Origin of the sequence: Pseudoalteromonas sp. Of7M-16, assembly GCF_022347805.1 — a bacterium.
In the GTDB taxonomy this organism is placed as follows: Bacteria; Pseudomonadota; Gammaproteobacteria; order Enterobacterales; family Alteromonadaceae; genus Pseudoalteromonas; species Pseudoalteromonas luteoviolacea_F.
Window position 1 is genome coordinate 89,668 of the sequence record NZ_JAKRFY010000021.1, and the last position, 26,208, is coordinate 115,875.

Annotated in this window: 23 protein-coding genes; 11 read left to right on the plus strand and 12 right to left on the minus strand. The window is 41.7% G+C overall.

Annotated elements, in window-relative coordinates:
* Window positions 1–9: 9 nt before the first annotated feature.
* Entirely contained in the window at window positions 10–1,209 is a 1,200-nt protein-coding gene (locus MHN81_RS19815) for an MFS transporter (protein ID WP_239426509.1), read from the minus strand.
* 155 nt (window positions 1,210–1,364) lie between these two features.
* On the opposite strand from MHN81_RS19815, the gene MHN81_RS19820 reads away from it, so the two are divergent.
* Complete coding sequence (locus tag MHN81_RS19820; RefSeq protein WP_023401426.1) at window positions 1,365–2,324, plus strand: LysR family transcriptional regulator; 960 nt, start codon at window positions 1,365–1,367, stop codon at window positions 2,322–2,324.
* A 53-nt stretch (window positions 2,325–2,377) separates the two neighbouring features.
* Here the strand turns inward: MHN81_RS19820 and MHN81_RS19825 are convergent, their stop codons facing one another.
* Window positions 2,378–3,580 (minus strand): serine hydrolase domain-containing protein, encoded by a 1,203-nt coding sequence (locus tag MHN81_RS19825; RefSeq protein ID WP_239426510.1) that lies wholly within the window; start codon window positions 3,578–3,580, stop codon window positions 2,378–2,380.
* Between the two features lie 117 nt (window positions 3,581–3,697).
* Between MHN81_RS19825 and MHN81_RS19830 the strand changes: the two genes are divergently transcribed.
* Both MHN81_RS19830 and MHN81_RS19835 read left to right on the plus strand, forming a co-directional pair.
* Window positions 3,698–4,684, plus strand: coding sequence for an AraC family transcriptional regulator (locus tag MHN81_RS19830; RefSeq protein ID WP_239426511.1), 987 nt, complete (start codon window positions 3,698–3,700; stop codon window positions 4,682–4,684).
* A gap of 325 nt (window positions 4,685–5,009) precedes the next feature.
* On the plus strand, window positions 5,010–5,444 hold the full coding sequence (locus MHN81_RS19835; RefSeq protein ID WP_239426512.1) for a GNAT family N-acetyltransferase: 435 nt from the start codon (window positions 5,010–5,012) through the stop codon (window positions 5,442–5,444).
* Window positions 5,445–5,465: 21 nt separating this feature from the next.
* Here the strand turns inward: MHN81_RS19835 and yiaA are convergent, their stop codons facing one another.
* Genes yiaA through MHN81_RS19850 form a run of 3 tightly spaced genes read right to left on the minus strand, consistent with a single transcriptional unit; the run spans window position 5,466 to window position 7,089 of the window.
* Window positions 5,466–5,927, minus strand: a complete 462-nt coding sequence (gene yiaA, locus MHN81_RS19840) for an inner membrane protein YiaA (RefSeq protein ID WP_239426513.1) — start codon at window positions 5,925–5,927, stop codon at window positions 5,466–5,468.
* Between the two features lie 2 nt (window positions 5,928–5,929).
* Complete coding sequence (locus MHN81_RS19845; RefSeq protein ID WP_023401431.1) at window positions 5,930–6,730, minus strand: DUF2145 domain-containing protein; 801 nt, start codon at window positions 6,728–6,730, stop codon at window positions 5,930–5,932.
* A 2-nt stretch (window positions 6,731–6,732) separates the two neighbouring features.
* On the minus strand, window positions 6,733–7,089 hold the full coding sequence (locus MHN81_RS19850; protein ID WP_239426514.1) for a hypothetical protein: 357 nt from the start codon (window positions 7,087–7,089) through the stop codon (window positions 6,733–6,735).
* A gap of 115 nt (window positions 7,090–7,204) precedes the next feature.
* Here MHN81_RS19850 and MHN81_RS19855 point away from each other — a divergent pair, with 115 nt between their 5' ends.
* The 4 genes from MHN81_RS19855 to MHN81_RS19870 all read left to right on the plus strand — a co-directional run bounded on the left by MHN81_RS19855 (window position 7,205) and on the right by MHN81_RS19870 (window position 11,894).
* Window positions 7,205–7,948 (plus strand): helix-turn-helix transcriptional regulator, encoded by a 744-nt coding sequence (locus MHN81_RS19855; RefSeq protein WP_239426515.1) that lies wholly within the window; start codon window positions 7,205–7,207, stop codon window positions 7,946–7,948.
* A gap of 274 nt (window positions 7,949–8,222) precedes the next feature.
* Window positions 8,223–9,266 (plus strand): GGDEF domain-containing protein, encoded by a 1,044-nt coding sequence (locus tag MHN81_RS19860; RefSeq protein ID WP_023401434.1) that lies wholly within the window; start codon window positions 8,223–8,225, stop codon window positions 9,264–9,266.
* Window positions 9,267–9,768: 502 nt separating this feature from the next.
* Window positions 9,769–10,824: a hypothetical protein gene (locus tag MHN81_RS19865; protein ID WP_023401435.1), complete on the plus strand. Its 1,056-nt coding sequence runs from the start codon at window positions 9,769–9,771 to the stop codon at window positions 10,822–10,824.
* Between the two features lie 5 nt (window positions 10,825–10,829).
* Window positions 10,830–11,894 (plus strand): hypothetical protein, encoded by a 1,065-nt coding sequence (locus MHN81_RS19870; protein WP_023401436.1) that lies wholly within the window; start codon window positions 10,830–10,832, stop codon window positions 11,892–11,894.
* Between the two features lie 17 nt (window positions 11,895–11,911).
* Here the strand turns inward: MHN81_RS19870 and MHN81_RS19875 are convergent, their stop codons facing one another.
* From MHN81_RS19875 to MHN81_RS19885, 3 genes are all read right to left on the minus strand, one after another.
* Window positions 11,912–13,873 carry a methyl-accepting chemotaxis protein gene (locus tag MHN81_RS19875; protein WP_023401437.1) on the minus strand — a complete coding sequence of 654 codons (1,962 nt, stop codon included), beginning with the start codon at window positions 13,871–13,873 and terminating at the stop codon, window positions 11,912–11,914.
* 169 nt (window positions 13,874–14,042) lie between these two features.
* Window positions 14,043–14,576 (minus strand): GNAT family protein, encoded by a 534-nt coding sequence (locus tag MHN81_RS19880; protein ID WP_023401438.1) that lies wholly within the window; start codon window positions 14,574–14,576, stop codon window positions 14,043–14,045.
* A complete protein-coding gene (locus tag MHN81_RS19885; protein WP_063383323.1) occupies window positions 14,546–15,754 on the minus strand; it encodes an MFS transporter in 1,209 nt (402 codons plus the stop codon). The genes MHN81_RS19880 and MHN81_RS19885 overlap by 31 nt, the downstream gene beginning before the upstream one ends.
* Window positions 15,755–15,857: 103 nt before the next feature.
* Here MHN81_RS19885 and MHN81_RS19890 point away from each other — a divergent pair, with 103 nt between their 5' ends.
* Window positions 15,858–16,754, plus strand: a complete 897-nt coding sequence (locus tag MHN81_RS19890) for a LysR family transcriptional regulator (RefSeq protein WP_023401440.1) — start codon at window positions 15,858–15,860, stop codon at window positions 16,752–16,754.
* Here the strand turns inward: MHN81_RS19890 and MHN81_RS19895 are convergent.
* From MHN81_RS19895 to MHN81_RS19910, 4 genes are all read right to left on the minus strand, one after another.
* Complete coding sequence (locus tag MHN81_RS19895; RefSeq protein WP_239426516.1) at window positions 16,737–17,342, minus strand: outer membrane beta-barrel protein; 606 nt, start codon at window positions 17,340–17,342, stop codon at window positions 16,737–16,739. The genes MHN81_RS19890 and MHN81_RS19895 overlap by 18 nt on opposite strands.
* A 394-nt stretch (window positions 17,343–17,736) precedes the next feature.
* The gene (locus MHN81_RS19900) at window positions 17,737–18,456 is read right to left on the minus strand and encodes a hypothetical protein (protein WP_239426517.1); all 720 of its coding nucleotides are present in this window, start codon (window positions 18,454–18,456) and stop codon (window positions 17,737–17,739) included.
* A gap of 9 nt (window positions 18,457–18,465) precedes the next feature.
* Entirely contained in the window at window positions 18,466–19,878 is a 1,413-nt protein-coding gene (locus MHN81_RS19905; RefSeq protein ID WP_239426518.1) for a hypothetical protein, read from the minus strand.
* 25 nt (window positions 19,879–19,903) lie between these two features.
* Window positions 19,904–23,824, minus strand: a complete 3,921-nt coding sequence (locus MHN81_RS19910) for a TOMM system kinase/cyclase fusion protein (RefSeq protein WP_023401444.1) — start codon at window positions 23,822–23,824, stop codon at window positions 19,904–19,906.
* A 489-nt stretch (window positions 23,825–24,313) separates the two neighbouring features.
* Between MHN81_RS19910 and MHN81_RS19915 the strand changes: the two genes are divergently transcribed.
* The 3 genes from MHN81_RS19915 to MHN81_RS19925 are packed head-to-tail and all read left to right on the plus strand — an operon-like array spanning window position 24,314 to window position 26,199.
* Window positions 24,314–25,021 (plus strand): hypothetical protein, encoded by a 708-nt coding sequence (locus MHN81_RS19915; RefSeq protein ID WP_239426519.1) that lies wholly within the window; start codon window positions 24,314–24,316, stop codon window positions 25,019–25,021.
* 5 nt (window positions 25,022–25,026) lie between these two features.
* On the plus strand, window positions 25,027–25,644 hold the full coding sequence (locus tag MHN81_RS19920) for an aspartyl/asparaginyl beta-hydroxylase domain-containing protein (RefSeq protein WP_239426520.1): 618 nt from the start codon (window positions 25,027–25,029) through the stop codon (window positions 25,642–25,644).
* 42 nt (window positions 25,645–25,686) lie between these two features.
* Window positions 25,687–26,199 (plus strand): GNAT family N-acetyltransferase, encoded by a 513-nt coding sequence (locus tag MHN81_RS19925; protein ID WP_239426521.1) that lies wholly within the window; start codon window positions 25,687–25,689, stop codon window positions 26,197–26,199.
* Window positions 26,200–26,208 lie beyond the last annotated feature (9 nt).

A 26,208-nucleotide genomic window follows, 5' to 3' on the forward strand; every position in this document is an offset into this window, starting at 1 on the left:
GACTATCCCTTAACTTGTTTCGGAGTGAGAATGGTTCGGTTGCAGCTGATTTGTGCTGTTGCGAGATTTCAGTGGGATCAGAAAAGCGACTGTGCTCAGTGCAAATAAGGCACTACAGGTATAGAGCATTGAAGCGTAATTACCGGGTTCAATTAAAAGGGCGGCGAGCATTGGTCCAGACGCCATACCAACAGAAGCTGTGAGTGAGGCAATAGTTGAAAGGCGACCGCTTGGATCTAAATCGGCAGCGGTAGCGAATAAATACGATTGCACAGCGGGCCAAGTAAAAAACACCAAAGCTAAGGCCCCTATGTACATGGCGTGCGATAGAGCAGGTTGCAATAGCATGATGCAAGCAGTTGCGCATAGTAATGTTCCTAAAATTATGAGTGATTGCCTTTTAAGGAATCGCGATTTGAACATAGGCAACATAGCACCAATTAAACCTAATAAGCCGGTAATTGCGATATCGGTGTTGACTTGTTGTTGTCCAAAGTTGGCATGAATTCCTATTACGCCTACATAGGTATATAGCGCACTTGCAGCGCTAATATAAAGCAAGATTGTGAGCATCAAACGAACGGAGTGAGCAATTGATTTTATAGTTACTTGCAAGTGCGTGACCGCAACTATTGGGAACATATTGGATGAGATAAACAAGGTCATTAGTAATCCCACCAATACGATAGCCGCCATAATATGGAATACCGCAAAGTGATTGGTGATAGATTCAAGTAATGGCAAGCAATACATCACCAAGGCACCTACTATAAATTGGGTGAACAGTAAAAAGCCAAATGCGCGATCGCTGTTACCTAACTTTGCCAGCATAGAAAACGATACGCCCACGGCGAGACCGCCGGCCAATCCTGAGAAAAACCGGGTTACCAACATGGCATTCAACCCGTGGATGTTTGGGGTTGTAAGTTCTAGTATCAACAGAGGTATAAAAGAAGCTAGGAGTAACGGCTTCCAAGGTAAACGGCGAACAACAAAAATAGCTGTGGCTGTACCAAATAAAGCGCCGTACCCATTGAGTGAGACAATTTGTCCCGCTTCAGACTCCGAATAGCCGATGTTGCCAGCAAGGGCATTGACCAAGCCAGGCAAAAAATTAATGTATGACAGCCCAGACATGGTAATAAAAGCGAACACAATATATATCCAAATACTGTGTTGGCAAGGTTGTAGTGGGGTTGTGTTTTTCAAAGTTAAGTCTCCAAACTCGTCTGAAAGTGTGCTTCAAACAGTCTATGGTGGGAGAGAACCGTGAAAAATAACCATGTAATCCATACACCTGTGAATATAATTCACGAATCTTTGCTGTTATAGTAAAAAGTAGGAACCTGTTAAATGCGAAGAACATGGATAAACTTAGAGCATTGGAGTTGTTTATAGCCACGTGTGATAGTGGCAGCTTTGCCGCAGCCGCAACGATGTGTAATACCGACCCATCGACAGTGAGCAAAGCCATCAGCCGCTTGGAATCGCAGTTACACGTGACGCTTTTGCAGCGCTCTACTAGGCAACTCAGTATTACACAGGCTGGAAATCAGTATTTATCAACGGCTCGCAAATTACTGCAAGACTTATCGGCATGTGAAGGTGAACTTAGACATCTGAACGACTCACCGAGCGGGGTGTTGAAAATCAATTCTGCTGTTTGTTATGGGCACTTGTATTTGCGTCCAATCTTAGCTGCATTTTGCGAAAAGTATCCGGCCATTCAACTAGAGCTCCAAATCAACGATTTACACACAGATGTGATTGAAAGTGGGGTCGATATTGCGATCCGCACTGGGTATATTAAAGACAGCCGTTTGGTTGCCAAACGGCTCAGCCCAATGGACTTTTTTGTCTGCGCTTCGCCAAAATACCTGCAGCAACATGGGACCCCATGTTGCCAGCATGACTTTAACGCACACCAGTGGATTGGTTTTCGAATCAAAGAGACTCAACAACTTCAGCCAATATATTTGCCTGATGAGCAAGGTGAGTATCAATTATGTGATCTCGAATCTAGTCACATTACTGACGATGGTGAAATGATGGTATCAATGTGTGAAGATGGCTTAGGGTTTGCTCAATTACCTCACTTTCTTGCTAAAAGTGGACTTGAGAGCGGTAAACTGATCTCAATTTACCCTTACTTTAGGCCACCACAAGTTGATAATGGGGTTTTTGCCATTTACCCCAAACGCACCTATTTACCCACTAAAGTGCGCGTATTTATAGAGTTTTTAACCGAGGCCTTAGCGCAAAAAGGTGAAAGCGCATATCAAACATGGGCGGAGCATACTGTTGACCATCAAGTGAACGCTTAACCTCGTTTAATTGGGAGCGATATTGCGGCCCTTGCGCTATTTAGGTTTATATCTCATTCAGTAAGTAGTGAGCGGTATAAAGCGGTGACCAATTTTTGTAAGCGAATACCGCTCACGCTTTTATCAGTCTTGCTTGGGGAGTGGAAAAACTCGGTGACATATGCGAAAGAAAGCTGTGCATCCGGATCTGCAAAACCGATAGCCCCGCCCATCCCCATATGCCCAAAGGCATTTTCATTAGGCCCCATTGGACAAAATTCAGGTGAATTTAGCATCACACCTGCCCCCATGCGCCAGTGTTTCTTTGTCACTAATTCTGTACCCGCGAAGCTCAGCTGAGTTAAGCGCTGAACTTGTGATTTAGGGAGCAAAGTTTGACCGTTTAACGTCCCATTGCCAGCTAGAAAAGCAAACAGTTTAGCGAGGCCAAACGCCGATGCATGTCCAGTAACAGCTGGTATTTCGCTGTTGTGCCACTGTGATGAATTGGGGTGATAATGCTCTCCACAGGGTTTAAAGTACTGACATTTCCAATGTGGAATACGTGGCAACCAGTGAGACATAAACTTTAAGTTATTACTTGAAAATGCGCTGGTTTTTACAATATCTCGGTGTCGATATGATGAGTTCCTAGTTAAGGAGCAGTCAATATCAAAGGGCTGTGCAATTTCTTGTTCAAAAAAAACACTCGGCATACGGCCATCAACGCGGTGTATGATTTCTCCTAAAATATGCCCAAAAGTCAGCGCATGGTAAACAAGCTGTCTGCCGACGGAGAATATGGGTTTAGTATTCTCAATGTTGTGGATAGACGCTTGCCAATTAAAAATGTCGCCAGGCTTTCCTGTTTTGTGGCAAGGAATACCAGCACTGTGATCTAACACTGAGGAAATCGTGATATGAGCTTTACTATTTGTTGCAAATTCAGGCCAGTAACGACAAATAGGCGCGTTTAAAACAATTTTATTATCGGCTGCCAGTTTGTGGATACAAATGGCCAACATTGCCTTTGAACACGACATGACACTGACCCTGTGGTCGGCTAGCCATGGCGGAGATTGTGATTCATTACTGGCAAATAAGTTAACAACTGCTTGTCCCTTATGAAATACACAAATGGCTGCGCCTGTTTCATTGTATTGAGAAAGATTACTCAAAAATGCTTGGTATAGAGGCGCATACTGGGCGTTGTATGTGCCTTTAATTTGTCGTTCTTGAATTTCGTCTTGGTCATGTGGCGATTTTAAACAGTCCATAATAGTCAGTTTATATCTTGAGATAGATACCTAATATTGAATACAAGTAGACTTTAAATTGATACGGCAGGACTAGCGCTACAGGGAGTTTAATTGTCACTCAAAGGAGTATCGAAATTGAAAACTAATGACAATGACATTGTGGAGGTGTCTCTTGAGCAATTTGCCTCAAATCTTGATACAGCTAATTATGGAGCGGGCAAGTGGTCTCAGGCATGTGACTATCGTTTTGCCCTATCAGAGCAATTAGGGCACGGTGAGAGTTTTGGTTTTTCATTCTCTGATGGAAGTGCGTTTCAAATTAATGAACTCAACTTCGAAAAGAGTACCAAGCTAAATGCACACAGTGGGGTTGTATGTGGGGCGTTTTTTGTTTTAGAGGGACATATAACGATCTCATTGGCGGGTGGTCGTGAAGCGAGGGTCCCAAAGGGACACGTCGGGTTATTTTTTATCGAGAAGGCTTATTGTACTTTTCTGTATAAGGCTGGGTTTAACAAAATCGTCAATTATACTCTAAGCCCAGCCCTGATGGGCTCGCTGATGGCACAATATGATTGTGAGACACATGAAGCACCCAACTTATTGTATGAGAAGCTGATCTGTTTACCTATGACGAAGCAAATTAAATGCGCGGTGGAGCAAATATATGCCTGTCAGTTTCCAAGTCAGAGTTTGAAATTGTTGATCCACGCAAAAATGATGGAATTGATAGCGTTGCTGCTGGAGCACAATCACACCTATCACAATTGTCTAAATACGATAAAAAAGGTTGATTTGATTGCACTTGAGCATGCGGCTGCGTATTTAAAATCGCATATGCAATCACCGCCAAGTATTGGTGCGCTAGCAAAAATTGTAGGGATCAATGATCATAAGCTCAAAAGCCAATTTAAGTTGGTATTTGGGCAAACCTTGTATGGCTATCTTGCTGAAGCGAGACTTTTTCAGGCGGTGGAACTGTTAGAGAATAGCGATATGCCGATAGTACAAATCGCTAGGCAGGTTGGTTATAAACATGCTGGGCACTTTGCGAAAAACTTTAAAGCGTGTTTTGGGACGTCACCAAGCGAATACAGAAAGCGATTGAAATTGGGGCTTTAGACTTGGGAAAGTATAGGCCTTCTTAATTTTATGTTTGAAACAAAGTGATCTGAATTGCGTTGTTCTACGTTTATTTAATTGAAGGGTTTTTAGCGCTTTACACGCATTTGGAGTAGACCCCTTCGCCACGTCTTTGGAGCGCACATTTTTGTGCGCTTTCATTCATTTTGGCCCCTCGACACCTAAATTGTCATGCAAGTTAATGACGAAAATAATTAGAAATGAGAAACTCTATAGTCAATGGGTTTGATTTAAGCAATGGCATCTTTGCGTTCTGCATTGTAGTAGAAGTTTGAGTGCATAAAAAAAGAACAAAGGTTAAGGCGTGGAAAATATTAAAGTAATTGCAATGTCAGAAAGTACCGAAGCCATAGAGCAAGTCGCTCGCTGGTACTTTGCACAATGGGATAGTAAAGATCCCAAGGCAACACTGACAGACGTTGTCGATAAAATATCTTGTACCAAGCGAAGAGCTGGTTTTGTTGTCTATTGCCATGACAAACTTGTTGGGACAGCGGAAATAACATTTAGCGGCGATACTTGTTGGCTAGACGGCGTGTATGTCGATGAAAGTGCTCGGGGCAAAGGGATCGCTGAAGTATTGGTCTCCCATGCAAAATTAAAAGCATCCGAGCTTGGCTGGAAAAATTTATACTTAAAATGCGAGCCGCATCTCGTAGCACTTTACAACAAATATGGTTTTGAGGTTGTGGCAAACAAAGACGGCAAGCTCGTCATGGTAACTCAAATTGCAAGCTGACCATGGTCAGCTTGCGTGGTATTAATCTCTTGTCGGTTGGGTAGCAGTCTGCGCATAGTTGATTTGCGTTATTTCTGATTGGACTGCCTGTTCTCTGTCTCTGATATTTTTCTGAACAGCTACTGCGGCGTATAAGCTCATTAGGTAAGCAATGCCATAAAACCCTTTTTCACTGAGCAACAAATTTGCGTTATACAGTCCGACCATTAATAGCAAAATTGCTGCGCCAGTCGAGATTAAGCTGAGTAATTGATAGATACTTGATGTTGAAATATTTTCTTGCTTATCTCGAATACTTTTTTGCAGTGAAATGGCACTAAACAGGCCATACAATAGGATAACCAAATAGTACCCTTTTTCATTTAGCTGCATTTGGGCATTAAACAGGCCAATGCAGTAGGTGACGATGCCAATGGCCAATACAATGATAGAAGCAATATTAAATGCTTTGCTCGAGCTTTGTTGTGATTGATGATTGTCCATAATTAAATCTCCTCAGATGACTGTTTTGGAGTAATAACGGTGGAATGCGCCAGCAAATCGTATTGCTCCAAATAGTCACGAATACTTGTAAACGTGGCGATACGGACACGTCCGCTGTGATCTTTTCTGTAGATCTCGTCTTTAAATACGGAACCAAAAAACAGCTTGAAGCGGCTCACAGACAGAGGTTGCGCGTTAAAATAAGCTTTGGTGTTTGCTTTGAGCTGCGCCATATCTGAAGTCTTATATAGCGCGGCGTTTATCACATTGAGCGTGTACTCAGTACAATTTTGTCTTTGGTTGTTGTATGGGTTTGCTATGAGCGAATACTTTGGATTGTGAAGCTGCTCAGCAACACCACTGCTAATTGCTTCAAGTATTCGCTTTTGCACACTCAATTTCGGTATGGCAATACCCGCTTTAAGCTCTTTAACTGACCAAAAAAAGTCGGTTGGATAGTCAGTCACCAATTCGCTTTTGGCAGGATCATTTGCCTGTTGATATAGGTTGTGGATAGCGTATCCGTACCTCTTTTCTCCATTGTTTGTGGTGATTTGAGAGTAGACGGCAAGGGCCACATGGGTAAATTCGACGCCTTCAGGTAGTGTACTACTCGGCTGACCGACCCGACCAATAATAAATACATGGGCACGATGTGCAGCGCTATATTTCTCAACTTGCTTCGCGAATTGCGCAATTTCACTTGGTTCAAAATAATGTTCACTGGAGCGCTCACTGCCAGCTATAGCACTTATGCTTTGCAAAGCGATGGTTAAGTAGATTGCATATCGTTTGATGCCCATGTTTACTCTCCTTCTAATTTTGCTGAAGGTGGCGGTCCTGCAATGATAACGTCATCACTAATTGGTAGTGGTTTTGAACTTTTTGAGTCAAGTGCTGCGCTTGCAATACCGGCACTGGCCATGCCTCCACTTAGCATCACAGTGCCAGTAATTATCATAGGTACAGCAACTACAGCGGTTGAAACGGCTGCGCCTGTTACCAAGCTATCGCCCACAGTTAATACGCTGTATTTACTAGCTTGGCTTGTATGATGGCTGGCGTTTGACGCATTGTCTGACGCGACACTTACTGGTGTAAAAATGAAAGAAGCCAGTATGGCGGCGGTAATTGAAACTGTTTTAAATTTTTGTCCTAGCATCTGAAAACACTCCGTATGGCTTTGTTGCTATCTAAATTAGCAAACTGGACGGACTTGTATACTTTCTTATACTTTGTATTAATAGAATATACTTTAAGTATTAAAATCTAACACTATGAGCCAGATCCCACTTGTTTCTAACACCGTAAAGCAGCTTCTTAAACAGCAAAAATTGACTTATAAAGATGTCGCCAATCACCTTGGACAAAGCGAAGCCACCATCAAAAGAATGTTCGCAAACGAGCTATTCTCATTACAAAAGTTGGAAAGTGTCTGCGAACTTTTAGATGTAACACTCTGTGATTTATTTGTTTTATCTCAATCACAACAGTCACAGATCAGCCAATTGACCGTCCAACAAGAACAGGAGTTGATGGACAATCCAAAATTGTTTTTGGTTGCCGTATGTGTTCGGGATGGCTGGGAATTTGAAGATATCATCACCAAGTATCAAATAGAAGCGCTCGAATGTGTCCGTTTATTGGCGCATCTTGACCGCTTAAAGATGATTCAATTATTGCCAAACAATCGATACAAGTTACTCATTGCCCAAGACTTTAGCTGGATACCTGGCGGTCCTTTAGAGTCTTATATTGAACAACACGTATTGGGAAAGTTTCTACAAGGGGAGTTTAATCAAGAAGACAGCTACCGATTTTATCTGAGAGGTAGTTATAGTGACGCGACGATAGCGACCATAAAACGTAGGTTGCAGCAGTTGACTAAGGAGATTGCACAGTTAAATGAGCAAGATATAAAACTACCCCTGAGCAAACGCAGAGGTGTTGGGTTATTACTAGCGATGCGGCCATGGCAGTTAGGTCAATTCAAGAGTATGTTGCGAGACTCAGACGACTAAAGAGTAAAAATAGGTGGGTTTAAGTTGATTAAAATGCAATTACGAAATACCTTATAAAGGTACTTTGTGATAGTTTGTCTACATAAATTATTCCTGCGACATTATTTATACTTAATTCGTATGCATTTTTTACATTGCTAGTCGTTGTTATTAGGGTGTTAAAATCAAGATTGATTAATTTTTTCTAATTATTTAGTATTGTATTTCTTGGCTCTCAAAGCAGAACAAAAATTAATAATGATGCCACCGAAATTGGTGGTTTGACGGGTCTTACATGGAACAAAATAGCTCTTTCGCTCAATCCGCAAGTTGTTTAAAACAAGCTGTACCTTTTATGGTTAAGTACCAAATACCGTTATCGCCTATGAACTATGCGATTTGGTATTGCTATGTTTTGGGAAAAGAGCCTGATCTCAATCGAAAATTAGAGGAGATCCTTGCGCAGCATGGTACTTGTCCGTCGGATCAGGCTAAGGCGCTGTTTGATGAGTTCTTAAGTGAACAAGACCTTGCTCTGTTCCACGAGATGTCAGACCTAGTAAAGGGCACACTTAACAATGTTGAACAAGAGATCAATAACACATTGAATTGCTCGGAAGAGTTTTCAGCTGTTTTGTCTGAGTGTCATGTCGGCTTACATCAACTGAAAAAGCAAAATACTACTGCTGGGCCGGAAATCTATAATGATGTACTGAATTATGTTTCTAAACTGACCCAAGAATCTATTGTTATGCAGCACAATGCCCTGTGTTTTCAGAAAAAACTTGAAGTTGCATATAGTGAGATAAAACAACTGCAAGATACCTTAACGGATGCGCAGGAAAAAGCGAGCACTGACAAGTTAACTGGCTTACTCAATCGAGGAAAGTTTGACGACGATATTATCAAGTTTTGTGATGAAAGTAGCCAGTTACAAAAGGTGCTGATCTTTATTGATATTGATCACTTCAAACAATTCAACGATGAATTTGGTCATCAACGCGGCGATGATGTTTTGAGAAAAGTAGCGCAAAAACTTCAATTGCACAGTGAAGCCGAAGGTGAAGCATATCGTTACGGTGGTGAAGAGTTTTGTATTTTAATTTCCTTTTCTAGTATTAGTGAAGCTGTCGGGTTTTCTAACCGAATTCGTGAGGACATCGCCAAACTGTCACTGAAAGACAAAGAAACAGGCGAGGTTTTAAAACATATTACCGCCAGTTTTGGTATTGCATTATTCGGCAAGACAATGACTTGGCACAGCTTGGTCGAATGCGCGGACAAAGCGTTGTATCTTGCTAAATCCCATGGTCGCAATCGTGTAGAGGTAGCTGGTTAAGCTACTTCTAAAATTATCTTTTTGAAACGCCAGACTCCAACCCGCCAATTTTTCTAGGCGTCATACATATTATCACCACCTGTTTTAGACTTTATCATTATTCTATTCTTTGCTATTAAAATAGTAGACATAAAATTCGTAACCTGACTTTCCTATATTATGCCTTCATGTGCTTCCCGCGAGTGTGAACGAGTTGAAATAATGGGTGATATTGCTTCTCAACCTAGGGATTTTTGATGGCCAGCAGTGTAATAACTAATAAGTTATTTTTTCATCTTTTTATAACCTTATCATCACGTTTGTTTCAATTTTAACCACTAATATATTTGGCTTAAAGATTAATGAATTGCCCTTTTTTTGATCTTTAAAGTTAAAAATTTGAAAATAAATTGCGTTTTAAATTTGATTTTTGAGTTTTTACTTGGTAATCCTTGTATAACGAAACACGAAGTCGTTGGGGTGTGTTTGCGTTATTAATATAATAAAAGTGGAGCGTACGTCAGTGAATTTAATCAAGCGAATTTTGCTTAGCAGTTTTGTGTTAACGTTGGTGGGTACAAGTGTCGGTGCCAACGCGAAAGCCTATAAAACTGTGCTAGTACATGGTTTTCAATCTCAACAGTTGACAGCCATGGATCCGAGAAAAATCGACAGTGATGGTGAAGCATACTGGGCTGAATATTGGGGAGGCCTAGCCGACGAGCGCATCGATTGGCCGTCTTATGAGCGTGTAGAAGGCAAAATTGCAAGTGATTACTTGTGGCCAAAATTACGCACTATGTCGGAACAAGGTGTTTGTCAGCCAGGCTGTATCTTCTTGACACATTCAACAGGTGACTTGATCACTCGATACATCATAGATAACCAAGCGAACTGGCTAGAAAATGCAGGGCTTGAGCCACTAAATATTGTTGCTACTTTCGATGTTGCGGGTGCGGGCGGCGGCAGTGAATTAGCGGACCTAGCTGTGAATGTTGCCAATGGTTTAGCAAACCCAGTTGTAGAAGCCGCTGTTAGAGCTTGGCTTGGACGTTCTGTAGGTCAAACGCTAGGTGTCTTAAACGATTTAAAAGTGAACAATGCGCGTCAAATTGCGAGTTTTCCGGGAGATCGCACACCTAGACTCAGATTTGTTGCAGACGGAGACTTGTACTTCAATGCTACGAAGCTATTTTTACCGGGTATTGATGACAGTGTTGTAGCGGCTCATTCTGCATGTGGTGCTAACCAAGTTGCGGCATTTGACAGTTGTAGTGTACATGTTGGAATGGACGGAAAGCTAACCAGTCAAGATGACGGCGTCAGACACTTTTTACCTTATCACTATCCGATGTTAATGAGTGACAATTATGATCATTACTCAGTGATATTGAATCAGGCAAAAGGTAAAGTCACAACTGCCAATACTTCAATTAATGTAGCGCCAAACAAAAGCGTGGCATTTTCTACTTATGAAGAAGAAAAAGGCTTTTGGCTATGGAAGAAGAAGTACAGGTATGTAAGACAATCTGACAACACCAGTATGTCAGCGCTACTCTTTGCTGCAATTCCAGAGTAGGCATTATGAAGAAAATTGTTGCCGTTGTAACAAGTGCCCTGTTGGCACTTGTTATTTGGCGAATACTGGCGCCAAATAACAGCACTCAGCCGATGCAATCAGTCAGTGAGCCAAAAGCAGTAATAGATGTTCAAATACAACAACCTGATGTAGCCTCGATAAACAAAGAGCCAGCCACAAGTGCAGTCGAAATGTCTCCATTTCAACTTACCAGCACACAAAAAGCAGCAAAAGTCATCGCTTCTAATTACCGAGAAACGTTACGTTATGCACCTTATTCTCAACCCTTAAGCATTCACGATATTGATCGTTTGGAACCCAATCGTTTTGTTCCTGTCACGGTTCCGAATTCTGATCTGAGCGGGACGATTGCATTGGCGCTCAACAAATACAGATTTACATATCCAGAGCCTATTGAATTGCAGCTGACCGGAGAGGGTATTTCTCGGGCGAAGGTGATTGTAAGTTTGGTTGATGAAAAAAACAAAATACTGTTTGAGAAGGGATTGAGTGTCTCGCAGGGACAAGCCAATACCAAATTGCCAGCCAAAGAAGCTTTTAATGGTGATATACAATTGAAAGTGATCGCAGATGTGGGGGGAGATCCCATTACTATTGTGGCACAGGCAAAGTATGTACAGCCGAGTGCAAAACTCGTCGGGTTAAAATACATGGATGTGCAAGGTAGTGACTTAATCATTGCTTTAGAGCTAGAAGTGGAGGATGCGGGTATCTATCGAGTGCGAGCCAACTTATTTGATGGTGGAACGCCTTTGGCGCATTTGGTGACAAAGTCAAAGCTGGCTAATGGAAAACAGGAAATCGCGCTAAAAGCCCATCAATCTGTATTGCCTGATCTAAGCAATGACCTCAAACTGATGACTTTTATTGTTGAACGCATGTCGTCAGTACCAGGGGAGCGAACCCGTTATGGTGAAAGTTTAATCACAGAAATTTCATTGCACGCAGCTGATTTGTCAGATTTAAAAAGAGAGCCATACAAACCCAGCGACAAGGAGCGCGCAAGTTTGCAATTTTTAGAGGGGATGGCGCAGCAAACCCCTCTATAACTTAGTTTGACACTGTCTTAATCAGTATTAAACCTGCCAACGAGTTCATTGAGGTTGTTAGCGAATATAACCAGCTGTTTTGCGCCATCGTACAAGGTGTCAGCGGATTGACTCACTTGCTTGATTGACTGGTTAACGCCTTCAATTTGAGTACGACTGTCGCTTGAGTAAGCACCTTGTTGCTCCGCTTGTTGCGATATATTGGCGATAATGGGTTTGACCCTCGATATCGAATCTGCAATTTCTTCAAAAGCCTGATGAGCTTGCTCAGACTGTTCGATGGCTGATTTGGACTCCTCAACGCTTAAAGTCATATGTTTAGACACCGCTCTGGTTTTTTCAGTGAGCTTTGTGAGTACTTTTTCAATGTCTTTCGTCGCGTCATGAGAGCGCTGGGCCAAAGTACGTACTTCATCAGCAACTACTGCAAAGCCTCGCCCTTGCTCACCGGCACGAGCAGCCTCAATGGCGGCATTGAGCGCCAGTAAGTTGGTCTGTTCGGCAATCGTTCTAATGACTTCGAGAATATTGGTAATATTGTTGCTCTGATCTTCAAGCTCGCTCATTGCTTGAGCTGAGCTACCCAGTGAATCGTTTAACGTGGCAACTTGTTTAACCGTGCTTTGAATGAGCTCATTGCCCTGCTGAGCATGTGAATCGGTATTGGATATTTCACTCAGTGCTTGGGTACAATTGTCATTGACCGTCATTGCCATATTTTCCATGGCATGGGTGTGCTCAGCTGTCTGTTGAGAGGTGCTGGCTTGGTGATGGCACTGTCCCCGAATTTCATCAATACTGCCGTGAGATTGCTGAGCCTGCTCATTCAAATTACTGGCATTGTTCTTAATATCAATAACCAGCGCATTGATCGAATTTAAAAATTGGTTGAACCATGAAGCAAGCTCGCTGATCTCATCATTGCCAATTATTTGCAGTCGTTTTGACAAGTTACCTTCACCTTGTGCTATTTCCTTGAGCCCCTCTGAAACCATTTCAATGGGGTAGACGATTTTATTGGCAAGTACAATCGCAATGACGATGAACAGCACCAACATAATTAGTGCGATAACACTGATATTGTAAGACATTGCGTAGGCTGAAGAGAGAATTTCGTCTTCATCCATCAAAGCAACGAAGGTCCAATTTAATGTTTTAGAATAATATGATTTAGCCATCATCTGTGTTTCGGCGTCTTCGATGGCGACAAGTGCATCCTTATGTGAACTGCTCATATTTTTGATGGCTTGGTATTTAGGTGATGACAGGTCAGCGACATTTTTGAAGTTGCTATCTGGGTTCTTCGGATCGGCCAGTATCGTGCCATTACCGTCCAACAACATTAGGTATCCGGTATCTCCTAGCTGAATACTACTTACAATATCGGTTAATGTTGCCAGCGTGACGTCCAGTGATTGTACGCCGACAAGTGCACCGTCGCGTTTAATCGCCGTGGCAACCGATACCATAGCTTGTCCTGTGACGCCCTGATAAGGCTCAGTAATGACGACCTTGTCTGACGCTTGGCTTACTTCTTGATACCAAGGGCGTTTGCGGGGATCGTAGCCGCCAAGTGGTTCAGCTGGATATTGAATAAAGCCACCTTGAGCGGTGCCAAGATATACAAATAAGAGTTCGGGGTGGGTCACGCCAAAACTTTCAAATAATTGAAAAATCTCGGCTTCGTTGTCTCCAGACGTCTCAGGGGTCATCATTTTTTCAGCGCCAAAGTATGTGCTGGTGTCGTCACTGACATTCACTACAGCTTGGCTTTGTGCTAAAAATCGCGCGTTGTTTTTCATTTGTTCGAAAAATAATACGAAGGTATTTTCAACCTGACGTATTTCACTATCGGATGAAGCGGTGAATCGCGTGAGAGATTCTTGCTTAGTGCGCGTAATGCTCATGATAGATATTGCTAATATTGGAACTATCACCGTCAGGACAAAACTACTGATGAGCTTTTTGCGCATTCTCATAACTAACTCCTACATCAATGCTTTTAAACAGTATAGATGTTGATTGATATCTGCGTTAGCCAATAAAGAGATAAAATTTCAGAATCCAATGTTGAGGATTTAACAAGTAAAAACGCCTTTTATTGCGTTTATTAAGCCATTCACCATTTATTTCGAAGAAGGTCGATAATTAACCGACGTGCTCCCTTTTCAATATGGAGTATAAGTAGCTATCGACACACCTGTCTTGGAGTAACATATATTCGCGCAAGCAGCCTTCTTTTTTCATTCCGAGTTTTTCCATCAGTTGCCATGAAGCGGTATTTTCAGTGGCGCAAATAGCCGTGATTTTATTTAGGTCGAACTCTGCGAATAGCCTCGAAATAAGTGCACTCGCGGCTTCAAAAGCATAGCCTTTTTTCTGTTTCTTTGGGCTCAATCGATAGCCTATTTCGCCAATGCGGCTAGCCAATTGGGTATGCTTGAATAACATTTCGCCAATAAAGTCACCCGATGATTTGCACTCCAATGTGAGCAGCAATCTTTGCCCTTCCAGATTTTCAAAAGGTTGTCTTGCTTCTTCAATGCGTTTTTTAACATCATCGAGGGTTTCCGGTTTGCCGATATATTTTGATGTTTCTAGGTTCCGTCGAGAGTCATAAACAGCGTGCAAATCGGAGGACTGTAGAGGTCTTATAATGAGTCGTTCGGTTTCGAATTGCATGGTGCTTCTCCTTGAATACAATGATTTGGTTTTGCTGCAAAAGAGAGATGTTTTGCAGCCAATAGTACGATGATAGAAATTGTTGCGACAATAATCGCTATCGAGTCAGGACCGCTAATTAAATATTGATTAGCAAGCCAAGCAATTACTGAAAATATCAGCAATTCGGTGGCGCCCACAAGTGCATTGGCGGTACTGGAACGTGATGTATGGAAGTGTCCGACATAATACATATAGCTGGGGAAGTACCCACCAAAAATAAACAATATGGCGCAATAAGCGAAGATCACGGCGTATACAGAACCGTGAAAAAATAGGAAAGTCAGCGCACTTATTGGCAAAGCAGGCCATAAATAAACAACAACTTTTAAATGGGAGACCCGTTTTTGCATGACTTTGGCAAGGGAAGAACCGATAAGTAGACCACCCATACATACCGTCATCGCTTGACCAATTTGCTCGGTAGTAAAGTTAAATTGATTCCTTAAAAGAAAGGGGAAATAAAGCTGAATAGTCAAATATAAAAATGTCGGCGCCCATTTTAATACAGCCATAGATACAAAAAAACGACTGAGGGAGATATCGAGATACTGTTTTACAAGTGCAGCGGGGCGCAATGATATATTTGTGGATTGCTGCGCCGGAAAGACAACCAGACCAAATGCCATCACAAAGCCATAATAGGCAATAAGAGCAAAGGACATTCCCTGCCATGAAAACATGTCTGCGAGCGTGCCTGAAATCAGAGGTGTGATCAATGCAACTAGGCTGGCGGAAATGGCTAAATTGCCCATAGAGCTGTTTAGCTTATTGCCTTTAAACGTAGCGTATAAAATGGCTCTGCTGACTAGTACGGGGGCTGCGCTGCCGATGCCCTGTAACACTCTACCGGCTAAAAAAGTGTCGGCATTAGACGCCAGAGCACACAGCAATGTACCCAGTATTAAAATGATTTGTCCGCAGATAAAAATTGGTCGACTGCCATATTTATCACATAACGGGCCGGCAATTAATTGTGCGGCTCCCAATGAAACAAAGAAGCTAATTATAATTGCCTGACTTGCTCCCTCAGTAAGTGCAAGGTTTTGCGTGATATCTGGCAATACGGGCATAAATATTTGACTGGCCAATTGAGAGCATGACAGTAAAAAAGCGGCCAAAGCAATATATCTATTCAAGGCAGTTACTCATGGTGGGGCACAATAGGCGCTACTATAACCTGCTTTTAATGTCCTAAAAATAAGGTAATAATTAAAAGACTTTTTCTTGATAGGAAATAATATGGATTGGCTAAGTGCTGTGCGCAGCTTTGTTGTATTATCGGATATGGGCAGTTTTACCAAGGCCGCAGATGTCATAGGTGTATCGGCGTCGGCAATGAGCAAGCGAATTGACTGGCTTGAGAAACAGTTGGGTCAAACACTTTTTGTGCGTACGACTAGGCAGGTAAGCTTAAACGAAAATGGCATTCGTTTTTTGTCCTATGCAAGAAACTGGGTCGGGCAGTTTGACGATATGCTCGAGCAGGCACAAGGGAGTGAGCTTGAGCCGCAAGGTACCCTAAAAATAGCAGCGACCCAAGCCATAGGCAGTAGTTTATTAATGCCTGTCATTAAGCAGTTTTTAGATAAGTATGAAAACCTCACAATTCATTTGAATATATTGACGCCGGGTTCTCCGCCAGATCTTGAGCATGATCTGGTGATCACCAGTTATTATGAAGAGTTTGATTCTGCGGCTCACAAAGGAATTCGATTGGCTGACTATCAAATGACGGTATTCGGAGCACCTAGCTATTTATCACAATGTGAAAAAATAACGGCCATTGAAGATTTGGCAGCCCATAAGATGTTATTGAGTAATTACTACCAGAAGAAAGGCGGGATAATTTTAGAAGACGGCAGCTTATTTGATTTTAGTCACTACAATTTTGTATCTGACCATCTTGATGCATTGATGAAGGCAGCCATTCAGGGGATGGGGTTAATTTTTATCTCCCCGCAATATGTCGCCCGAGAGCTAAAGCAAGGGGTTTTAATTCCGGTCCTGCCAGATTTGAAATCAGAGGTGAAGCAGCTGTGGGCTTATTACCCAAACACCCGCTTCACCCCATATAAAACTAGGCTTTTTATTGATGAACTAAAGCAAAGTTTAACGCGACTAAAAACGGTAATTTAGACCAGCACTAAATTGGAACTGACTTAGTACGTCACCATCAAAGTGCCAAATACAATTGTCTTGTGTATTTGGGTCATCGTCGCAGACAGCTTGAGAAGTATTTTTTACAATGGTTGCCATCCATCTAAGCTCGGTAAAGGCGTGGAAACCAGCACCAATATGATAATCAATGCCAGTGAATAAACCTGATGCAAAAAACTCATCCGCTTCGGCAAAGTTTGGCGTGATACGGTTTACACCAATCTGTGCACCGACATAGCTTGATAAACTGTCATTGATAGGAAGTTCGATAGCGCTTTGGAACAATAAGTACTCCATGTCAACTTTTGCGATGGCGTTATCAGCAAATTCAGTTTCATTGAAACTGTAATACATGCCATAACGTGTTCGGTTGACGAGTCTATCGACAGATATACCAAAGTGACTGTTGTCTTCAAGGTCGATTGTGAGGTCTTTACTGGTTGTTAAGTCGTGATTGATAGAGTGCCCTCCGAAGATAGATACTCCAAAGCCTGTATCCGCAGCTTGTGCGAATTGAGCTGAACTTAATAAACCGATAGAGGTAATGAGGCAGAATATATTTTTCATACATAATCCTTTTATGCGTATTGGGGCATATTTTGGCATATATCTTTGAATAAAAGGAGAGAAAACTGAAATTAAGTACACAAGTTTTATTGCTAGGCGAAATTAGTTTACATTGTGCTTCTAGTCCTTTGGCACGCTTTGGTAGATTCCGTGTTGAGTGGTTTGAAATTGGTTGCAAAGCATTGAAATAAAGGTGTGCTTATAGGTGTTTTAGTGGGGAGCTGGGTAATGAGTAGCCTTGCAAAAGACAATTTTTTTTCCTGAGTTAAAGCGATCCAACATTCACTAGAATTAGCCTAAACCATCTGTGATGCATGGCTGGATCGCTGAGCAATCAAGTCACCTTGTTCTCAGAGCGCAAAAGCTGTAGTTTGCACTCAGAAAAAAGGGGGGATTACCAAGTTGCTTTATACATGTTTTTACCAATGTAGCTTGCAACAAACTTAATATCTTTTTTAACGACCAATCCGTTTGAAATTGTTTCAGCTGTGCTTTGAGCAACAAAACCATAGTCATTTTCAAGTTTAATTGATACTAGCTTGTCTGTAAGTGCCGCTTCGTTTCCTTCAGCAATCAGGTTGATTACTTCAGTGCGCAGTGCACTGTTCATAGCAATTTGCCATACCAAAATACCAATACGTGCTTGTTCTTCAACATCAGCAAGAACCGGCGCGTCAGCATCTAAAGAATCAAAGTTTTCGTTCGCCTCTAAATCTGTAAGGTCCGAAAATGCACAACGGTAGCCAACGTTTGCAAGTACCAGTGAAATTACATCGTTCGAATCTTGTTGTGCACTGCCTTCAACAATATAGTTTGCAAAGTCTTCACTCATTACAACGCTTGTTTCGCTGTCGATCGGAACACCGTTTGATTCGAAGAAGTTGGTCACTGTGTTCTCATCAGTTAAAGCCACATTACTACTCGGAATATAGTAAATATTCGCTAGCAATAGTTTTAGAGCTGGCTTCGCGCTTAACTGTGGGTATAAGTTTGAAGTCGCAATACGTAGATCGGTTCTTACGATCATGTTCTTTTGCATTTCTAGACAACTAAAACGGTCTTTAACAGCCAGTAGTGCAGACATTTTTTCTTCAGTTAAAGCTTCTTGAGTCATTTTTGTATCCTAATTAAATAGTTTGGCGTCACCAGACAATTGGATCCAGTCGGGCAACGATTTCAGTTTACTATCATTTAAAAACATAAAGTCTTGTTCAGCAGCATCACTGTGACAAGCAGAGCAATTCTCTTCTTGGAAGAAAGATTCCATAGTGGTGTTAGATAAGTTAGTTGGTGACATAACTTTATCTTTTAGCCATTGGCTTGCGACCAGCTCGTAATTGATAAAATTAGAGTTATACTTTTTCAATCGCTTATGCGCTTGATCATTGTAAACTTGCTTTTGGCTGGCTATTTCTCTTGGCAACTCTAGTGTGTTTACGATTTGAGAAGTTGTGCTGTCCGGTGATGGGCTGTTTATTTCACAGTTGGTTTGAGAAAAATCCCACTCGCTGTTGTTTTTACATGTTTTCTCAAGCGCGTTAAATGTTTCTTTGTTGGTTAAATCGATATTGAATAAGTTCCAAGATTGCTTAGTCTCAGAAAGCTTCAAATCACTGGTTTTAGGGGCGTTATTTGTATGTTCATAGGTAGACCATGACCAGTTATTTACACGGTTTCCATCGATCTCAGTATATTGGCTTGGGATCGATTTATTGACAATGTGCAAGCCAGCTAAACCTACCACTTCTATAGAGCACGCCTTAGACGTCGGATCGACAACTAATGCGACACTGCTATGAAAATCTGCAACTTGTGTTTTATCAAGTAGCATCCAAGATGCTTTAAGGAACATTGCCCCTCTTTGCGTATTATCGTAATTTCCTATCGCGAAATCATAAGGCTTGGCAGGGTTTGGTTGAGATAGGAATTGCCAAGATTGCTCGTTTAAGTAAATTTGATAGAACACGGGTTTGTTATTGATATCGTATAATACGTCACCGTGTGCGTCGGTGATATCAAATAGTACCTCTACTTTAGAATTGACCGGAATATTTGGGTTATTTTTGACGAATTTTGAAAGTGCAGAGTCACCATTTTTGTCTTTTTCAACCAAACTCTGGCACTGTTTTGGAATAAAGTAGTTTAGGCTGTTCCAGCTGAGCTGCTCGTTTTGCTTTTGGCTCAATTGTAAATCTTGCAAGCGTGGCCAAGTTTGCCATACCGGCAGGTGGTCTGAACTAGTGGTATAGTCTGCATCTAAATCAGGCAAGCCAACTTTGCCTTTTTGGGAAGGCCAGTTCACGGCATAAAATTGCTTGTATGCAAAACGGGATGCCGATGTATCTGTGGGTGTATTTTCAATTGTGGCTGGATAGCATGGTTTTAATGCATATTCACTGAGTGATCTAGAATCACACTCGGTAGTTGGCAGCATATCCGATGATGCCACTGCTGTGCTGTTTGCTGTATCAAACGCAAGCAGGTTTGTCGCACACAAACCCAGCAGTGTGACGGTCATTAATTGAATTGTTTTCATCTGTATTAAGCCCCTTGATGTTTGCTTATTGGCTTTGACGGCCAAATACCTGTTGTAGCTGTCTCAATTTTTTCGCTTTGTTGGCATAATTTGACGGTTTACCAAGTGCGGCGAGAATTTTGTCTTTGATTAAAAAGCTTTCAGGCAGGTAAAAGTAATCTTTCTGTTTAAAGGCCAAGGCAATGGCTTCATTGATGTTGTCGAGTGCTAAATCAATATCTGAATTGTGAAGGAGTGCTTCAGCGTACAGAGATTTTAGCCAAGATAAGTGACCGACTGAGCCTGTTTCCACATATGTTTGGAGGTTTTGAGCCATATTCTCGAGCGAAAAGGGTAGCTCAGATTTCATATCAACCCAGCTTAATAGCAGTTCGGCATAGGCTTGCCACAACGTAAAGTTGCAATCTTTCGAAATATCTAGGCACTGTTGTGCATAATGCTTAATTTTGCTCAGGTCATTAACAATCGTGTAGTGATAAGCTGACCTTGCTAATACATGAACGGTACATGATGGTACGTCATGTTTTATTGCCAATGTATTCGCTTTTTCAACCAGTTGTTCACTCGATTCGTAATCATCGAGCAGTAAGCAATTTGAAGCCTGAAGCATATGTGAGGAAATACCAACTTCAAAAGGGTAGTCAGTAAATAGCTGATGATGCTGCTCGTAATCATATAGCGCTAAAGATTGACGGTAAACGGCAAGGGACTGGTTGAAACGACCCATAGCCCAAAGGATGGTGCCTTTGATAAACAAAGATGAAACCATATATTTGACGTTGTTTGTTTTAAGGGCTCCTTGGTACAACGTATCAGCCGTCTTTATGCCCTCTCGATGATCGGCACATACAACTTGGGTAATACCTATGCCCCACAATACGTCGAGTGTAGGTTGTGGATCATTGAGGTTATTACAAAGGGCTAGTGCTCTTTCAATGTGTGGTCTGACGGAGGTATGTGCATAGCCAACAGTTGCAGCGAGTGACATTGAAAGCGTAAATTGTAAGTCAATTTCGTCTAAAGAGGTTTGCTCACTTGAGGTGAGATGTTGAATTTGCTCAATAGCACGCTTAAATAAAGGGATCGACAGTAAGTTCAGTCCGACTTTGTTTTTTTGTTTACCAGCCTGTGTATTTAATTTATAGGCTTGTTGATAGTCTTGTGCTTTTTCATAGTGAAAGGCGATATCTTCTAAGGCATTGTCAGGCAGTATGCGCATTCTACTGGCAATATTCAAATGCATGCTCTTTCTAGTTGACGCCGATGCACTATCATAGGCTGCATCTCTGACTAGGGCGTGCTTAAATACATAGCTGTCACTGTTTACTCGCCTTTGTTGAACGATTAATTCTCGCTCAAGTAGCTCGTTTAAGTCATTTTGAATTTGATCTTCGCTCAATGAAGACGTTGCAACTAACAGTTCGTATTCAAACTCTCGACCTATGGTTGCGGCAAGCTGAGCGGTTTCTTTGGCATGCACTAGGTTATCAAGCTTTTGTTGCAATGACTCACGTAAGCTGCTCGGTACTTGCTCTAGCCTATCTGGGCTGATAAATGTGATGGCACCACCAGATTCGTGAACGAGCTGTTTTTCTTTGAGCATATCGACCAGCTCTTCGATAAACAGTGGTATGCCATCAGTGCGTTTTACCAGCACAGAACGTACATTGTCGGATACATTTTTGCTGTCGAATAGCTGTTCAATAAAGTCTGTTGTTGCTTGTGCAGTCAGTTTATTAAGCTCGATCTCTAACAGTGTCAGGTCTTGCAAGCTGCTTGGGCAGGCTTGCCTCGAAGTGCTGATCATAACGCTGCCGTCTAGAAGTTGTGCGGCAAAATAACGCAAAAACTCCAAGGTAATAGAGTCTGACCAATGAATGTCTTCTATGATATAGAGCTTAAATTCACTGATACTGGATTGACGAGATAATAACAGCGCACTTAAGCCTGCAAAAAGCAGCTGCTTTTGCTCGTCAGGTGATTGAGAAGAAGGTTGCATATCTTCAGGCAATTCAATAGCGAGCCATACCATTAAGATGGGTATAGTGGCATTAATCTCTGAATCTGACAGGCCACAGTCAGCCAAGACATCAGTGAAAAACTGCGTGATTTTGTCTGTCGTCTGATTGTCCGTATTGAATAGATATTTAACTAAATTGAGAATTGGGTACAGAGCACTGTTTTGGTGCTCAGGCAAACACTGAGCTACCAAATGTTGATATTTGCTCGCATTGTCTCTAACTTCTTGCAGTAGTCGAGACTTCCCAATACCAGCTTCACCATAAATATGGGCGATACGGGTATTGTTTTCGCCATTGATCACTGACAGTGTTTTGTCTAATTCCAGTTGTCGACCAATTAACTTATGATGACTCTTGGTACCGCGCATAAAGCCAAACGCTTCGATACGCTTTTCGCCTTTTAAGTTGTATATGGACAATTGCTCAAAAGACAAACCAAGTTGGATATTGTCAAAATAGTCGAAGTCACTATAGGGCTCTAAAATAGCCCGAGACTCTGTGGAACAGAGAATTTGTCTTTCCCCTGCCAGCCTAGCTAGGTCCATAGCTGTGTTGGCTATGTTGCCTTCAGGTACCGAGTTGGCATAGGTTACGAAAATACCCGAATGTATACCTATATGAGCATTGAGTTGCACTCCGTGCGCTTCTTGCATCAGTGCATTACGTTTGCCTAGTTCACTGATCACATCTAACGCTGTTCTAGCGCTTAGTCGAGTATCATTGTCACTTGCTACTGGGTAACCAAAATAAAACAACATCGTATCGGCGAGATTACCGACATGATATGCCCCAAATCGTGTTGCAATATCGATACAGTGGTTGCGTTGAGACTTAAATAAGGTATCAATGACGTCAAAATCTTTAGCGCTTTCGTTCAGCTTTTTGGCGCTCAAACGCAATGCCAGTACTGTGATCTGCTTACGTTCCGTGAGTGTTGTATAGTCTTGCGATACTGGGCTATTAGGATCGTCATTACGCAGCACAACTGTGTGGTCATCGTATCCATGTTGCGCTTGAACATCGGCCAAGATACCAACCAAGTTTGAGACGTTCATGGTGTGAAGTTCAGAAAATATCTCTTTTCCGGAAATTACACGTTCAGTGGCGTTTTTCTGTAAAACTCTGCGTAGTAACCCTGACAAAGGGTGGCCGAGCAAGGCACTTGGGATGGGAATATGCACATCACTGAGCTGTTTGTGATAGATTGAGGCCACACTAGAACCTGTCACCGCTGGCATGCCAGTTAGGCATTCTAGTAAGACCAGACCCCAAACATATAAGTCTGTTTTTTCTGAAGCAGGTTCTCCCCTTAACTGCTCTGGCGCGCTATAAGAAGGGGTGCCTATCGTCTCTTGAGTTAAAGTAATTGTCGAGAAATCTTGATGCCTGTTTTCTTGCGTCAAGGTACCGATACCAAAATCTAGAATTTTGGCATGGGTTTTCGCACCTGCTTGTGTAAGCATGATATTAGCGGGTTTGATATCTCGGTGAATAATCCCTTTTTTGTGTGCATGAATAAGCGCGTCGAGCACTTGCAGCATAATGTCTGTGGCATCAACAGCATCTAGCGCACCTTCTTGCATTAGGTGTTCACGTAAAGACAGGCCTTCGATATACTCAAAAACACCATAAAGAAGGTGTTCATTGACTTGCCCTTTGTCTAGAAGTCGCACGATATGTGGATGTTCTAGCTGGCCACTCAGCGCTGTTTCTCGCTTGAATCGTTCAACGTAGCGTTTCTTTTTTGACTCTTCTAAATGGGGCTCAAGGGCAAGAAATTTAATGGCAACAGTTTGCTCAGTGTTTTTGTTTCTGGCCTTATATACTTTACCAAAACCACCTTCACCAATCTTATGAAGTAGCTCATAGTGGGAGGATTCAAAGTTATTCTCTATATATGGATCAGAAAAATGTGTTAATGACATTATGCTTATTCTTCGAGTTAATTATTTTTGCCAAGAAACGTTTGGTACAGCAATTGAATTGTAGATATTACATCGTTTTTTAGTCGTTTACGATTACAAGTTATAATTAATTTCACATCCATAATACATACGATTTTTTACCTAGTAAGAAAAGCTTGCCTTGATTTTTTATTCAGTTTTTTGGGATTAAAGTTCTTTTTTCCCACCTCCCAATCGCATCAGCTGTATATTTTTATTTTCATTGTTGTGTTAAAGGGGATTGTGTGGCTGGAGGAAGTATAAAAATTCGCAATAAAAGATTTGTTAATGCTCTAGCTATCTAGTTTGTGGTGGTAATTAATCATGACTCTAATTGGAAGGGGTAGCCTGTTTCTAGACATAAGTATGAGCTTGTCAACTCGAATATTTACAATAATGTAATTTCGTGTAATTTATTATTATTCATTATCCTGTAATAATCTCATCGACCGTTGAAATAAAGGACAGAAAATGGAACGCCGGGAATTTATCAAATCATCTGTGTTGCTGGGCACTACTAGTATGTTGATGGCTTCAGAGTCATTTGTGGCTCATTCGAAGGCTTCTGAGTATAAATATACTGAACGATTGAGCGAGCAGGAATTAACACTAAGTAAGCTAGATTACCCCTCCAGTTTAGTTGAAAACCCGCAACAAGAAATCGTCAAAGTGAGGCTTAAGCCACAGATAGCAAGGCGTTACTCAAACAAAATCTATATTTTATTTGAATCATCGAACAGCATTGATATATACGATGAACACGGAAGAAAAATCAGTGAGATCCCATTAATGGTACACGTTAAGGATTTTACGATTGATGAAAAGCGACAGCGAGTATTTGTCATAGGTGAAACCGCTTTTACCGTATATACGCTCGACTTTAATGGAGAAATACTCGGAAGTTTTGGGGAGTTTGGCGTTGAACTTAAACATCAGCTTAGTGGCATTAAATCGATAACTTGTGACAAAGCTGGCCATGTCCATATTCTCAACACCTATTCCAACGATATTAAGAAGTTTGACAGCCAGGGCGTATATTTGATGAGTTACGCGCCAACAAGCTTGACCAAGCAGCCTAAATTACTCTCTATTGACGGTTATGATTTTATCGAAGTGGTTGGTGGAAAATTTGCAGACACAGTCTATAAGTTCGATATTGCAGGTCGATCTATAGGCTAATTTTAATGAGCACCAATATAGGTAAGTATATTGATAACCCTATTGCTTTTGCCAAACTCGCTTTAAACTGTGATTTTACTGCGTTGAAAGACGAAGTATTAACATTAAATGAGCTCACTTGGTACTCACATGTTAACGCATCTGGATTTTCAGGTCATTGGAACGTATTGCCACTCTACGCCAATCAAGCTCACGCCAATGCACACCCGATCCTCCAGTGCTTTTCAATTGAAGAACAAAACGCCCAATATGGCCCCTTACCAATCATGGATAGGCTGCCCACATTAAAAAGCTTTCTTGCTCAATTTAAATGCCCGCTTAAGTCGGTAAGGTTAATGCGTCTAGAGGCAGACAGCCATATTCTGCCACACAGAGATCACCGTCTGTCGATGGAATATGGAGAGGCGCGTATACACGTACCAATTTCGGGTTCGGATCAGGTTGAGTTTGTCGTAAGCAACCGGGTAGTGCCTATGAAATGTAGTGAAGTGTGGTACCTCAATGCAGATTTAGAGCACAGTGTTTCTAACCTGGGAGCTGTAGCGAGAATCAATTTAGTTATTGACTGTAAAGTAGGTATTTGGCTGAAAAATTTAATAGAAAGTTCCGAGCAAAAGTTTTAAAGCTGCATATACTCAATAAGTGCACAAAAGAGGATAAGGAAAATGGTGCAATTTACCATACCTGAAGGGCTTCATATACGTCCTTCAACAGCAAGTGATAGACCATTTATCGAAAGGCTGCATAGAGAAGTAAGAGAGGATTTGCAGTGTATTGATGGCGAGCGAGATTTTATTGAATCAATCGTTGAGATGCAGTTAAAAGCGCAGACTCAAGGCTATGGTGCTCAGTATCCCAATGCAATGTATTTCATAATAGAAAAACATGGTGAGCCGATAGGTAAAGCCACGCTTGACTTTGGTCATGATGAAATTCGACTTGTAGATATCGGTTTTTTAATGGCGGCGAGAGGTCATGGTTTCGGACGCGCTATTATTCAGTCTTTTCAACATTGTGCGGCGCAATCCGCAGTGCCATTAACGCTGTCAGTGTTGAGCCACAATCTAGACGTGAAGGGTCTGTATTTAGATCTCGGTTTTCAAGTTATACAAGTTCAACCACCCCATGAATTGATGATTTGGTATCCCCCGGCGATGAAGAGCATTGTTGGTGTTTAATGTGGGTCT

Bases quoted from the DNA above. Each gene is read 5' to 3' on its own strand.
- MHN81_RS19820 (WP_023401426.1), top strand. From the start codon at position 1,365: ATGGATAAACTTAGAGCATTGGAGTTGTTTATAGCCACGTGTGATAGT.
- MHN81_RS19905 (WP_239426518.1), bottom strand. From the start codon at position 19,878: ATGAAAACAATTCAATTAATGACCGTCACACTGCTGGGTTTGTGTGCG.
- MHN81_RS19900 (WP_239426517.1), bottom strand. From the start codon at position 18,456: ATGACTCAAGAAGCTTTAACTGAAGAAAAAATGTCTGCACTACTGGCT.
- MHN81_RS19870 (WP_023401436.1), top strand. From the start codon at position 10,830: ATGAAGAAAATTGTTGCCGTTGTAACAAGTGCCCTGTTGGCACTTGTT.
- MHN81_RS19825 (WP_239426510.1), bottom strand. From the start codon at position 3,580: ATGGACTGTTTAAAATCGCCACATGACCAAGACGAAATTCAAGAACGA.
- MHN81_RS19880 (WP_023401438.1), bottom strand. From the start codon at position 14,576: ATGCAATTCGAAACCGAACGACTCATTATAAGACCTCTACAGTCCTCC.
- MHN81_RS19850 (WP_239426514.1), bottom strand. From the start codon at position 7,089: ATGCTAGGACAAAAATTTAAAACAGTTTCAATTACCGCCGCCATACTG.
- MHN81_RS19910 (WP_023401444.1), bottom strand. From the start codon at position 23,824: ATGTCATTAACACATTTTTCTGATCCATATATAGAGAATAACTTTGAA.
- MHN81_RS19855 (WP_239426515.1), top strand. From the start codon at position 7,205: ATGAGCCAGATCCCACTTGTTTCTAACACCGTAAAGCAGCTTCTTAAA.
- MHN81_RS19890 (WP_023401440.1), top strand. From the start codon at position 15,858: ATGGATTGGCTAAGTGCTGTGCGCAGCTTTGTTGTATTATCGGATATG.
- MHN81_RS19875 (WP_023401437.1), bottom strand. From the start codon at position 13,873: ATGAGAATGCGCAAAAAGCTCATCAGTAGTTTTGTCCTGACGGTGATA.
- MHN81_RS19915 (WP_239426519.1), top strand. From the start codon at position 24,314: ATGGAACGCCGGGAATTTATCAAATCATCTGTGTTGCTGGGCACTACT.
- MHN81_RS19925 (WP_239426521.1), top strand. From the start codon at position 25,687: ATGGTGCAATTTACCATACCTGAAGGGCTTCATATACGTCCTTCAACA.
- MHN81_RS19860 (WP_023401434.1), top strand. From the start codon at position 8,223: ATGGAACAAAATAGCTCTTTCGCTCAATCCGCAAGTTGTTTAAAACAA.
- yiaA (WP_239426513.1), bottom strand. From the start codon at position 5,927: ATGGACAATCATCAATCACAACAAAGCTCGAGCAAAGCATTTAATATT.
- MHN81_RS19895 (WP_239426516.1), bottom strand. From the start codon at position 17,342: ATGAAAAATATATTCTGCCTCATTACCTCTATCGGTTTATTAAGTTCA.
- MHN81_RS19920 (WP_239426520.1), top strand. From the start codon at position 25,027: ATGAGCACCAATATAGGTAAGTATATTGATAACCCTATTGCTTTTGCC.
- MHN81_RS19845 (WP_023401431.1), bottom strand. From the start codon at position 6,730: ATGGGCATCAAACGATATGCAATCTACTTAACCATCGCTTTGCAAAGC.